We start from the raw sequence: 13,549 nt of genomic DNA on the forward strand, positions 1-13,549 counted from the left end.
AAATTAAAACACCAGAAATTTATCCTTTAAAATTTAAATTCTAAATCTCTAGTGTTTCTAGTCAATTTTTTAATATTTATGCACTTGCTCCTACAGTAGTCGTATAAATTTTTTCAAGTAATGTTAGTGCACCCCTATATCCAACATAAGATTTTGATATAACCACCTCATAGGATGCTGGAAATCCTATTTCAACCATATACCCCTTCAGTTGCTTTGCCAAATCTCTTTCCCATGTAGTTCCAAATATAATAGGTGGTTTATTTCCAAAATCTATATTTTTTATTTTATCATGTATAATATAACTGTCTTCTTCAAATTCTACACCTATAGAAATATCATCAGATATATTCTTGTATTCTTTTACAATTCCATCTCTATATTTTTCAGGTGGATTGTCCGTAATAATTTGTTTCATCGGTATTACTCCAAGCTGATTTACTAAAAACTTTGTTATTGCAAGATTATATGCACTGTCCCCTATAACAACGAATCTAGAAGGTAATCCCCAAAAATACTCTGCATAAAAATCTGAAAAACCTTCCAGATAACTATAATATTCTTTTCTTTCATTTTCAATAAATTGTTCTGCCCTAACTTTATTTAATCCCGCAAACTCAACTACCTTTCTTAAAAATTTGCTGGTCTCTTTGGCTCCTATTGGTATTACCGGTATATGGAGATATGGCTGGTTGTATTTATCTTTTAAATGTTCTGCTATCTTAAGTCCAAGCCATGGTGATAAAACAAGATTAAATTGTGCCTTTGGAATAGTTCTCCATTCAGAAATACCTGCACTTTTATTTCCAAATAAAATATTTACTTTTAATCCTATACCCTCTAAAATTCTTTTTATTTCTGTAAGATCACCTTTCCAAAACGTATTATGATATGGAAGCAGAGACCACACATTTACAAGTCCCTTCTCTTTATCACCATCATAATTGCCAACATACTGATCTATTATAGCTCTGACAACAAGTTCATGACCTACAAAATTGTTTCCCTTGAAACCTCCAGTTTCTGCATATACAACAGGCAGCCCTTCTTTCTGGAACTCATTTACTACAGCACCACAATCATCACCAACCATATCAGGAATACATCCTGTCATAACTACAAACAAGTCTGCTTTTAAAATCTTAAAAGTCGATTCAATTAATTCTCTTAATCTTTTCTCTCCTCCAAAGACCACTTCTTTTTCACGAATGTTTGTACTTGGTATAACAGATCCCCCACCATATCCTCCTCCTTGAAAGCCATTATAGAATGATATACTTGTAACTTGTTTTTGAGTACATCCTGGTCCACAATGAGTAATTGGTATAGCTTTTGGAATAGCAAAAACACTGTGTATAGCCCCCAATGAGCAGCCGTATCTGACCTGTTCAATGGAATTTGTTTTAATTATTTCTTTACATGTTTTAATAGATTCTTTTATATATTTTGGCTCTAAAATAGTCATAATTTAACTCCTCCATTTTTATTTTGAAAGTACATATGGATCTTCTTGATTAAGCCACCATTCTGTATAAGGTAACTCTATATTTTCAGATAGATCCTGATGAAACTTCCTGCGTGCAAGAATTTCAAGAATCGTTTCTCCCAAATTTATAATACCTTGATATCCTACAGCATGGTGACCATCTCCAAGTGGAGCAGAAGGAATACCCATACGTGAGGCTAAAGGTGCAAGTCCATTGTGCCTGATAATAATAAAATCAGGATTTATATTCCTAAGAAGTCCATAAAACTGATATTGTTGCCCATTGCTTACACTAAATTTTGAAACGTCACCGTAATTATCTACTAAAAATTTCAATGAATCTTTTTTTTCTGCACCAGCTCCATCAAATATCGGTTCATGATGAAAAGTAAGAGACCCATCTATTTCCACACCAAGATCTCTAAGTACTGCAATAATTCCATGAGCATAGGAAGACCCAGTAGCCACATATCCAACTTTACCTTTAAGTAACTTTCTAAGTTCATTCAGCCTTTTTGATATTCTTTCGTGTTCTTTTTTTATATACCTTTCTGCCTTTTCCTCCCTATGGGTAACCCTTGCCAATTCTCTTATCCATGCATCTGTTGCAAGAATTCCATAGGGCTGTGGTGCTTTAACATCTATGACTCCAAATTGTTCTTCCAGAACAGCAGACATGTAAGATGATAATGTATAACAAAATGAAACACTTGCTGCAGCCTCCGACATCTGCTCTAAATCTTCTACTGATGCTAGATCTACAACATAATTAACCCTGAGATCCAGTTCCGCAAGCATTGGTGTAAATATATCCTCACCCCAGAGGTCAATTACATTAACTAGATCTTCCTGTTTCTTGGGATTCTTTCGAACTATCTGACGCAAAATGCCATGATAAGCTGCATCAAAACCTGTAGTCCAATGCTTCGATCTAAATCCCTCACAGTAAGTTGGAACCACCGGTATATTCAGTTCTTTTTCCAATCTGTTTGTTACACTTTCTATATCCTCTCCAATAATACCGGTAGCACAGGATGTTGCAACAAAAATTACTTTAGGATGGTGTCTATTCCATGCATCACGTATAGATTGCTCCAATTTTTTAAGCGCCCCAAATACCATATCCGCTTCGTCTAAATTAGTATTTATAATTTTAACATTTTCTACAGGCAAATTTCTTATGGAAAGTCCGTTGCGATATAATGAATTGCTTAATATTTGACCGGCACCGCAGCCTATTGGCGAGGGGCTGTCGCATTAGCATAAAAATTATGCTAATGTGACAGCCTTTTTTAACATTTTATAGAAATTTTCATGATAATTTAAAGCAACACAAACTCTATAACTAAAAAATGGTACACTTTAATAAGACTTTTCTATTAAGGCTTTTTTGATTCACAGGCTTTTTAAGATTTTAAAATTAAGCACTACTTTTAAGTGGAAAAAGATGATTTTCTGTTCTATCTGACTGAATTTTATTATGGAGCTTATTGACATTATGTGCCATCGCTAACAAAATACTTTCCGCCAAAATATTCTGTTTACCTCTACTTAGATATCTACGAAATCCCATATCCTGTTTTATCTCTGCAAAGGAGCCTTCGGCTTGGATACTTCGATTCATTCTTAGCTCGCAGCCTTCTTCACTTACAATTCTTTCAAGATTCTCTTTGCGGAGCATGTTGAACAGCTTTGAAGTTTCAAGATTTTTGACCCTTTCTTCCAATGGTATTTTGCTGTTATGTCCTTTTATACATTTACTTTTATGCTGGCAGTTATTGCAATCCTCACATGTATAGATTGTTTTCTCACTTATATAACCAGTCCTGCTTTTCCTTTTTAGTACCCTGTTTACTGTTAGCTTCTTATTATTTTTACAGGTATAATAGTCGCCAGATTTGTTATAATCTATATTATCTATCCGGCTTATATCATTTTTATATTTACGCGTTTTGGATATTTCATAGTTTGCTGGTTTTATATATGATAACTGTCCGTTCGCTTTAACATAAACATAATTTTCTTCACTCTCATAACCTGCATCAGCAGTAATTTTAAAATACTTAAAATACAGGAGGTTCTCCATGCTTTTTATGAATGGAATCAACGTTTTTGTATCCGTGCTCTGGTTGCCTGCAGTAAGCCATACTATATATTCAGAATCTACTCCATGCTGAACATTGTATGCAGGTTTTAGCTGACCGTTTTTCATGGCATCTTCTTTCATCCTCATAAAAGTTGCATCCTTATCCGTCTTCGAGTAGCTGTTACGCTTGCCGCAGGTATGGATTTTCTGTGTATACTCTTTCAGCTTATTAAGATATCCCTCAAGCTTTTCAATAGAACGTTGAATTGGATTTTTCCTTTTGCCAGATCCATGTACAAACTGTATATTTTCTTTATGCTTCAAGGCGTAAAGTTTCTTGCGTAACTTTTTTACGTGCTTTATTTTTACCTTATTTTGATATACAAGCTTTAGTCCGTACAGTTCTTCACATTCAGCCACAAAATCAGCTAATTTAGAAAGCAGTCTGGCTAAATTTTTTGAAACTGATCTTTTCCAGATAAAAGTATATTTGTTTGCACAAGCTTCTATCTTTGTACCGTCAATAAATACAGCATCACCTGATATTTCTCCAATCTCATAAAGGAAGTTTGTCATTTCGGCCATGATTGTTTCTGAACATGGAGCGAAATGAAGGCTGCGGAATCTAGCAAATGTAGAATGATCCGGTACTTGTGAACCTTCTAAGAGATACATAAAGTTCACGTCTCTTTTGCATGATTTCTCCATTTCTCTTGATGAATAATTATGATTCATATATGAGTAAAGTACAATCTTCAGCATCTGACGCGGTGTTGCCTGATTCTCCCTCATACGGGAGTAAGTCGAATACAAATCTGTTAAATCCATCTCCTCTACAAACTGACTTAGCAAATGCACCGAATCATTATCTGGTATCATGTAATCAATATTTAATGGAAGTTTTAATTGATAATTTCCACGATTTGAAGTATAATTTTTATGTAAATTAATGTATTTAGTCATATATTAATTTTACCATAAATCTTTCACTCTTCCGAGTGGGAGATTTATTTTTTACGTAAAAAACTGTCGCACTAATTTTTTTTAGTGCGACAGCCCCTTCTCACATTACCATATTGACATTCTACCATTTCTTCACTACATTTGGATGCTTGAGTAAAAGGCCCTTTTGCTTCACAGAGTTTTTTACCTCCATTGTTTTTACATCCAGCACATGTATATTTAGAATCTCTCAGTATTTCTGAAGCCTTACCAGTCCTCCATGCGATAATAGTTCCAAGTCTTTCTTCTCGCGTCTTAACCAAAGTACTATTTAAGCTCAATTTTTTCAATGATAAAATACCCCCTTGTAAGTCTTATAATATTTCCCACTCTATATAAATGTAAAAAATTTTATATAAATAGAATTTTTTACTTAATTATTTTCTCTGTTAGCTATAAATACATTTTGAATATTTTTAATTACAATATCTAAAATTAGCCCAAGAAAAGCTATAATAACCGCTGTAGCAAATATTCTCTTTATATCATAAATTTGTTGGTAACTTAATAATAACCATCCGAGTCCTGAACTGGCACCCATCATTTCCGCCGCAATAAGCATAAAAAATGAATATCCTGCACTGATTCTAATTCCAACAAAAATTGATGGCAATGCTGACGGCATTACTACTTTATAAAAAAGTTTGACTCTTGTGATTCCAAAAGATCTAGCTTCTTTTAATATTAATGAATCTAAATGTCTTATGCCATAAATTGTATTGAACATTATAGGCCAAGTGCAGGTCCATGCTATTACTGCTATTTTGGTTCCTTCTCCAATTCCTAAAAGCAAAAGGAAAATATGAAATAATATAAATGGATTAATCTGAGAAAATATTTCCACAATAGGTTCTATTACTAAGTCTATCTTTTGAAACCATCCTCCCAGTAAAAATCCAAGTAGTATTCCAATTAAAATTGAAACAGCAAATCCCAATAAAGCTCTTTCTACACTTATACCAACATTTAAAATAAAGTTTTGTGAAAGAAATATATTAAATAAAGTATTCATTATACTAGAAAAAGATGGAATAAATTGAGGATTCAGTATTCCCAGTCTACTGCTTACCTCCCATATTAAAATAAATATAACTATAACCAGCAATTTATAAGCAATATCTCTTTTCCTTCTTTTCATTATCTATATCTCCTAAAATTTTATTTTTTCATATTCATGTCCTTATGGTCCATATGCATATGATTAGAATCATTTTTATTGCTAAATCTATTACTAAAATCTGAAGTATTAGAATAACTAACCTCAACGCTTCCAATCCCTATAATAATAACAGTAACTAAAGCCAATACTGCAATTTGGCGTTTGCTGAATTTGGTATTTGACTTTTTTAACTTAATGAAGCTAAAATTATGACTTACTTTTTTCCAGAAAAATATTTTATTTTGGAAATATATTAGAAATCTATTTAATAAAACACCTAGAATTACGATAAATAACCCTGCTGAATACATTCTAGGAATTTGATTGTTCATTGCAGCATTATGAAAAAGCCATCCCAAACCTGCATTGGAACTTATCATCTCCGCAGCAATAACTATAAAGAAAGACATTTCAGTACCAACTCTAAGGCCTGCAAAAATTGATGGTGCCGCAGAAGGTACTAATACTTTTCTAAATAATTGCCAATTTGATATCTTCATAGAAACAGCAGTCTTTATTAAAAGTTTATCAGTACTTTTAGCCCCAGATATGGTATTATATAAAATCGGCCATATACTTGTCCATGTAATTACTGCCAACTTTGTAATTTCACCCATTCCAAAGAACAATATAAATGCTGGCAGCAATGAAAATGGATTCACTTGACCAAATATTCTAAAAAGTGTATCTAATAAATCAGCAGCTCTATTAAACCATCCTCCCAGTATAAGTCCAAGTGGTATTGCAATTATAGCTGCTATTATAAGACCTAATAAAATCCTCCACAAACTTACCATTATATTTGTAATTAAATTATTTTTCAGCCATAAAACATAAATCTGTTCTACAACTGTAGAAAAAGGTGGAATAAATTGAGCATTAAAAATGCCGATCTTAGGTAATATTTCCCATAATACTAAAAGAAGTATTACCCCACTATATCTTAAAATATAATAATTGTAATTATTTTTTAATTTATTCATAGATTCCTCCCTTTACACTGTAATTAACTATAATTTAATTGTTTTTCTTTTTTATCCTTGTGAAGAAGTTGCCATATTTCATTCCATACAGTATTATATTCTTTAGACGTTCTTATACTTGCAGTATTTCTTGGCCTTTCTAAATTCAATTCAATAATCCGTCTTATTTTACCAGGATTATCCGTCATAACAACTATTCTGTCTGCTAAAAATATGGCTTCCTCAATACTATGGGTTATAAATATGATAGTTTTACTTGTCTTTTCCCAAATATCTAATAATTCTTCCTGAAGTGTTTCCCTGGTCTGAGCATCTACAGCTGCAAAAGGTTCATCCATTAATAAAATCTCGGGATCATAAGCAAGAGCTCTCGCTATAGCCACTCTCTGTTTCATTCCACCTGATAATTCATGAGGGTACCTATTTTTAAATTTGTTTAATCCTACAAGACTAATAAACTTTTCTGACAGCTCTCTTCTCTTTCTCTTGGGAATACCCTTTACTTCAAGACCAAATTCAATATTCTGTTCCACATTTAACCAGGGAAATAGAGCATACCCTTGCAAAATAATTCCTCTATCAAGTCCTGGTCCATTAATTAATTCACCATCTATATAAACTTCACCTGAAGTAGGCTTAGCAAGGCCGGCTAAAATGTCCAAAATAGTTGATTTTCCACAGCCACTTGGTCCCACAATTGTTATAAATTCACCTTTCTTTACATTCAAACTGAAATCATCTACTGCCAAAAAATTTTTATTGTATTTTTCATCATCAGAAATTACATTATAAATTTTTTTTATATTTTTAATTACAACTTTATAATTCTTGCTATTTTCCTCAGCCATTTAACATTCCTCCACCTACAATACCTGACATAAAAATTTTAGGTTAAAAAAGTTTCATATAGCATCATCTATAGATGTAGTATAGATTTTTTCCAATAAGGTCAATCCGCCTGTATAGCCAACATATGTTCTATTAATAACAACTTCAGAAGCAGATGGACAGCTCGTTTCTATTATTATTCCCTTCAATTCTTCAACTATATCCTTTTCCCAAGCTGATGCAAATATTATAGGCTTGCTGCTTCCAAAATTTGATTCTCTAAGTTTTTTTTCAATAATATAACCATCTTCAATAAATTCAACTTGAGTAGACACATCTGGTGCTAATTGTTTATACTCATTTTGAATGCTATTTCTATATCTATCTGGTGGATTGTCAGTTATAATTTGTTTCACTGGAATCAATCCGATCTGATTTACCAGAAATTTATTAAGGGCAATATTATATGCACTGTCTCCTATTACAGCATATCTTGAAGGTAATCCAAACCAAAATTCAGAGAAAAAATCAGAAAAATGATCGAGGAAATAATAGTATCTACTTTCTTCTTCATTAATAAATTTTTCTGAAATATTTTTATTTGCCCCTGAAAATTCAACAACCTTTCTTATAAATTCTGTTGTTTCTTCCGCACCAATAGGAATAATTGGAACATGTAAATATGGTTGATTATATTTACTTTTTAGATATTCAGCAGTTTTAATTCCCACCCATGGAGAAATTACCAAATTAAATTGTGCCTTCGGAATACTTTTCCATTCACTTACCCCTTTACTTTCTGATCCAAATAACATATTGACTTTAAATCCACAACCTTCAAGTATCCTTTTAATTTCAATAAAATCTCCCCTCCAATAAGTATTGAAATATGGAATTTCTGTCCAAACGTTTATCAACCCAGCTTCCTTTTCTCCATTGTACTCTCCTACAAATTGATCTATTATAGATTTGATTACTATCTCATGACCTATTAGGTTATTCCCCTTAAACCCTCCAGTCTCTGCAAATACAATTGGATAACCCTTTTTTTGATATTTTTTGACTACAGAAGCTACATCATCTCCAACAAGTTCACCAATACAGCCGCTTAATACAACGAATAAATCTCCATCCATTATTTTAAAAGAAGATTTAATAAGATCATCTAATTTTTTAACTCCACCAAATATTACTTCACTTTCACCTGCATTTACACTCGGTATTACAGATCCTCCACTGTATCCACCACCCTGGTAACCATTATTATATGAAAGCATAAAATATTGTTTATCCACACACCCCGGTCCACAATGTACCAATGGAATTCCTCTTGGGATTGCAGATACAGTATATGCCGCTCCTATGGCACAACCATATCGCGGGTGTACTATTGAATTAGTTTGATTATTGGAATTTAATTTGCCTAACATTGATATCTCCTTTTTTAAAATAAATTTTATAAATTATTTTGCTCATCTAAAATTTCCGGATGTTTAGCCAGTATAAACGGATCTTCTTGATCCAGCCACCATTTTGTATATGGTAACTTAACGTGTCTACTCAAATTTTCACCAAACTTTTTATGTGCAAGTACTTCAATTAGTGCCTCTCCCAACCTTATTATTCCCTGATAACCAACTGGAAAATGTTCATCTCCCAGTGCAAAGGCCGGAATACCTACTTTTGCAGCAAGTGGTGCCAGACCATTATGTCGAATAATTATAAAATCCGGTTTAACTCTCCTTAATAATCCATAAAATTGGAATTGCTGTGTTTTGCTCACCGTAAAATGTTCTATGTCTCCATAATTATTAACCAGATACTTCAACGTATCTTGTTTATCATCTCCACTATCATAAACTGGATCGTGATGGAATACTACAGAGCCATCAACTTCTATACCAAGCTCCCTTAAAACTGAAAGAATACCATGAGCATATGCTGAACCAGTTGCTACAAATCCTTTTATTCCCCTGAATTTTTCTCTTAATTCATCTATTCTAGTTTTTACTCTTTTATGTTCCTTTACAATATAATCTTCCACTTCATCTTCCTTATGAACGATTCTACCGATTTCTCTAAGCCATGCATCAGTTCCATTTAGGCCATAAGGTTGAGGAGCTTTGATTTCTGGTACTCCATACTCCTGTTCCAGTGCAGCTGCGGTGTAAGAACCAAGCGTATAGCAAAATGCAGCAGAAGCGACAGCCTCTGACATTTGAGCAAGTTCATCAACCGTAGCCATATCCATTATATAATTCACCTTCAAGCCCAGAGGATTCAACATCTCACTAAAATAATCAGTACCCCATAGTGATATAATATTAATTAAATTCTCCTGTTTTTTGGGATGTTTATTTACAACTTGTCGAAGTACACCATGCTGGGAAATATCAAAACCCGTACTCCAATGTTTGGATCTGAATCCCTCACAGGATAAAGGAATAACAGGAATCTTCAATTCTCTCTCAGCTTCTCTAGCCACACTTATTATATCCTCCCCAATAAGTGCTGTTGCACAGGCGGCAGAAATAAAAATAGCTTTAGGTTTAAAACGAACCCACGCGTCCTGTATAGATTGCTTTAATTTTTGTGAAGCACCGAAAACCATATCCTTTTCCAAAAGATTCGTGCTTACAATTTGTAGATTTTGTATTTTTTTTCCTCTACGCATTAATCCAATTCTATATCCTATATTATGCCTAGGATGGCAGGCCGAACAACCAATAGATGAATGTTCTATCAAAATAGCATCTGGTATATTGCCTGCCTGACAGGCAACTATTGACTGACTGCACATTGTCTGTTGATTGAATGGCATCTTTAATTCACAAAGCTTGCAGCCTTCTCCTGGCTTATCATAGCATTTATTCCTCCTTTTAAGAGCCCTGGCTTGATAATTTGATTCTTTTACCAGGTCAGATGCATTTCCATCCCATGCAATAATTGTTCCCAAACGTTTTTCACGATTTTCAACATCTACTAATGAAAGATTTATTGATTTTTGTTTATTCATTAATATTCCTCCCATGCATATTTTGGTTAGCCTTTTAAATTGCCGATAGGGAATTTGAAAGGCTAACTACAACAGAAACAAAAAGCCTACAAATTTACCGTGGATGACACTCCATTTGCAATAGTACTATTTTTATCTATTATTTTAGTTTCTCTAACTTCACTTTTATTTTTATCATTGTGCAGGAGTTCCCATACCTCATGACTTAGGGAATTGAACTCAGACGTATTTTTAACATCTTCAAGTTTTCTCGGTCTAGGTAAATTTACATTTATAATCTTTTTTACGAAACCAGGATTGGATGATAAAACTGCAACCCTATCTGCTAAAAAAACAGCCTCTTCAATACTATGCGTTATAAAAATTATAGTTTTATTAGTTTTTTCCCATATTCTAAGAACTTCTTCCTGCATAGTTTCTCTTGTCTGCGCATCAACTGCTGCAAAAGGTTCATCCATTAAAAGCACCTCCGGGTCATAAGCCAATGATCTAGCTATAGCTACTCTCTGTCTCATACCACCTGAAAGCTCATGGATATAACTATCTTCAAAGCCATTTAATCCCACTAGATCAATATACTTCTGACTGATTTCCCTTCTATTTTTCTTGGGAATTTTTTTTAATTCCAATCCATACTCAATATTTTTACGGACATTTCTCCATGGAAACAGTGCATATCCTTGAAGCACTATCCCCCTATCAAGAGCTGGACCATTTACCAGTTTACCATCAATATACAATTCTCCTGAGGTAGGTTTTGAAAGTCCGGCAAGTATATCCAGAAATGTAGATTTTCCACACCCACTTGGTCCCACTATTGTTATAAATTCTCCTGCATGAACATCTAAATTGATATCTTTAATGGCAACAAATTCCTGTACTCCTCTTTTACCCCCTCTATTTTTGACTTTAAAAGTACGTGTTATATTTCTAGCTGAAATTTTTATTTCATTTTTATCTCTATCAGAAAATTCATATTCTCTTTCCTCATCAAAATCATTTTCTTTTAATGCCGTGTTCTGTACAGCCATATGAAAACACTCCTTTTATAATAAATTTTTATATAGTATCAGAATCTTCTTTCCACGTTACTATAAAATGTTCTATTAAATCCAAAAGTCTTAATAACACTAATCCCAATAGTGCAATAGCAATAGCTGCAGCGTATAATCTATTAATATTGTAGTTATTTTGCGCATTTAATATGAGCCAACCCAGTCCTTTACTTGCACCTATCATCTCGGCTGCAATAAGCATTAAACATGCAGTACTCATAGCAGTTTTAAATCCAGAAAAAATCAATGGTGCCGCTCCAGGCAAAACAACCTTATAGAAAAGTGAAAGTTTCGGTGTAGCCATCGCACGAGCTCCCTTTATCAACATTGGATCAATATTACGCACTCCATTTATGGTCTGAAAAAGCACCGACCACAAGGCGGTCCAGAAAATTATTGCCACTTTTGCCACCTCTCCAATTCCAAAGAACAACATAAATATAGGGAAAAGTGTGAAAGGATTTATCTGAGCAAGTACCTGAAGAAGTGGATTTAATATTTCTTCAAACTTTCTAAACCAACCACCTAGAAGAAAACCTAATGGTACTCCAACTACAACTGAAAGAGCAAATCCTTCAAGTACCCTCATCAAGCTAGCATTTATATGGACAATCAATTCTCCTGACGCCGCCATTTGTCCAAGATAAACTATAATATCAAATAATGGCGGTACGAATTGTTTATTTATTACCCCTATTGTGGGTAATACTTGCCATAGGATGAAGAAAACTATTATTGCTACTGATTTTCTTGTGAAAATAGCTATATTATTTCCTATATCCAATTTTTTTTTATCTATATCTTTAAGTGAAGTAGCTTCTGCCATATAATAACATCTCCTCACATTATTTTATTTATAGTACTCGTCCGTAACCATATCTGAAACTTTAACTTTCCCTTTAGGTATGGAACCTGACTCAACAGAACCCTCTATCCAAGGTGTAAGATACTTATTATTATCTATTTTCAATGTCTCAGTATAGTAATGATTACCGCTAACAGGCTGTCCTATATGCTTTGCAGTTAAAGCTGCTGCTTCCTTAGGATTATTATTAGCCCATTTCTCCGCTTCCGTTATGGCTTTAAGGAATTTTCTAGCTACATTAGGATTGTTTTTTGCCCAGGTTTTATTTACAACCCAGTAAGTTAAACCTGCTGCCGGTCCAAGATCAGCATCAAGTGTATCTGCTATCTTTACATTTCCAGCTTTTTTCATACCTGTATAGTAAGGTGGATGTACTGCCGACACATCAACTGTTCCCTGTGATAATGCCTGTATAGCCTGAACATCAGGCATTGTAACCCATTCTATCCTATCCTTCGGTATACCATATTTCTCAGCTATAGTATTAGTTACAAAATCAGTACAAATATTTGCAGCAATGGTAGTAAACTTTAATTTTTGACCTTTTTTATAATTTGCTAAATCTTTAAAAGTTTTAACTCCCGCTTTATTGGCTTTTGGACTTACAAACCACCACATATGCCTGTACTTAGGATCTACACTTGGAGCAGGATCTATTCCTGCTGGTCCAATACCTATGAGGTCAGCTCCACCTGCTACTGCTGGCGCATACGTGTTCGGATGAAATGCTTCTACATAATTATTGCCCTTCAAAATAGCTGGTATTTTTTGAGCTTCCTGTGTTTCACCAGTATATTCTACTTTCAACCCATATTTTTTGAAAAATCCCTTTTGATCAGCAACAACCCAAGGTGTAGATGAGCAATCTACCTTAGATGAAGTTTTTATTGGAATTAGTCCATCCTTATCAGGTTTTAATTGGTCTGTAGTCGATGAAGAAGAACTACTACTAGAAGTACTTTTTCCGCAGCCAGCTAATACAAAACTAGTTATACAAATTAGTGAAACAAGCATTATTAAGATTTTTTTTCTAGACAATTTTTTAATCATTTGATACATCTCCTTATCT

General features: G+C 33.6%; 10 protein-coding genes and 2 pseudogenes. All 12 read right to left on the reverse strand.

The features are described from left to right. Positions 1 to 76: 76 nt before the first annotated feature. Positions 77 to 1,465, reverse strand: coding sequence for a nitrogenase component 1 (locus ACSVC9_RS07615; RefSeq protein ID WP_446899733.1), 1,389 nt, complete (start codon positions 1,463 to 1,465; stop codon positions 77 to 79). An 18-nt stretch (positions 1,466 to 1,483) separates the two neighbouring features. Further along, a pseudogene (locus ACSVC9_RS07620) lies at positions 1,484 to 2,731 on the reverse strand (nitrogenase component 1); the annotation flags it as partial. A gap of 175 nt (positions 2,732 to 2,906) precedes the next feature. Continuing rightward, complete coding sequence (locus tag ACSVC9_RS07625; RefSeq protein WP_446897624.1) at positions 2,907 to 4,535, reverse strand: IS1182 family transposase; 1,629 nt, start codon at positions 4,533 to 4,535, stop codon at positions 2,907 to 2,909. 98 nt (positions 4,536 to 4,633) lie between these two features. Continuing rightward, positions 4,634 to 4,864 (reverse strand): annotated as a pseudogene (locus ACSVC9_RS07630) (nitrogenase component 1); the annotation flags it as partial. An 83-nt stretch (positions 4,865 to 4,947) separates the two neighbouring features. Then, complete coding sequence (locus tag ACSVC9_RS07635) at positions 4,948 to 5,712, reverse strand: ABC transporter permease (RefSeq protein ID WP_446899734.1); 765 nt, start codon at positions 5,710 to 5,712, stop codon at positions 4,948 to 4,950. Between the two features lie 20 nt (positions 5,713 to 5,732). Further along, complete coding sequence (locus ACSVC9_RS07640; RefSeq protein WP_446899735.1) at positions 5,733 to 6,716, reverse strand: ABC transporter permease; 984 nt, start codon at positions 6,714 to 6,716, stop codon at positions 5,733 to 5,735. 23 nt (positions 6,717 to 6,739) lie between these two features. Next, the gene (locus ACSVC9_RS07645; protein WP_446899736.1) at positions 6,740 to 7,564 is read right to left on the reverse strand and encodes an ABC transporter ATP-binding protein; all 825 of its coding nucleotides are present in this window, start codon (positions 7,562 to 7,564) and stop codon (positions 6,740 to 6,742) included. 54 nt (positions 7,565 to 7,618) lie between these two features. Next, a complete protein-coding gene (locus ACSVC9_RS07650) occupies positions 7,619 to 8,974 on the reverse strand; it encodes a nitrogenase component 1 (protein WP_446899737.1) in 1,356 nt (451 codons plus the stop codon). Between the two features lie 26 nt (positions 8,975 to 9,000). Beyond that, complete coding sequence (locus ACSVC9_RS07655; protein WP_446899738.1) at positions 9,001 to 10,560, reverse strand: nitrogenase component 1; 1,560 nt, start codon at positions 10,558 to 10,560, stop codon at positions 9,001 to 9,003. Positions 10,561 to 10,646: 86 nt separating this feature from the next. Continuing rightward, on the reverse strand, positions 10,647 to 11,591 hold the full coding sequence (locus ACSVC9_RS07660; RefSeq protein ID WP_446899739.1) for an ABC transporter ATP-binding protein: 945 nt from the start codon (positions 11,589 to 11,591) through the stop codon (positions 10,647 to 10,649). 28 nt (positions 11,592 to 11,619) lie between these two features. After that, a complete protein-coding gene (locus tag ACSVC9_RS07665) occupies positions 11,620 to 12,441 on the reverse strand; it encodes an ABC transporter permease (RefSeq protein ID WP_446899740.1) in 822 nt (273 codons plus the stop codon). A gap of 24 nt (positions 12,442 to 12,465) precedes the next feature. Then, positions 12,466 to 13,530, reverse strand: a complete 1,065-nt coding sequence (locus ACSVC9_RS07670; protein ID WP_446899741.1) for an ABC transporter substrate-binding protein — start codon at positions 13,528 to 13,530, stop codon at positions 12,466 to 12,468. Positions 13,531 to 13,549: the final 19 nt, after the last annotated feature.

The sequence above is a fragment of the Clostridium sp. LBM24168 genome, assembly GCF_052953915.1.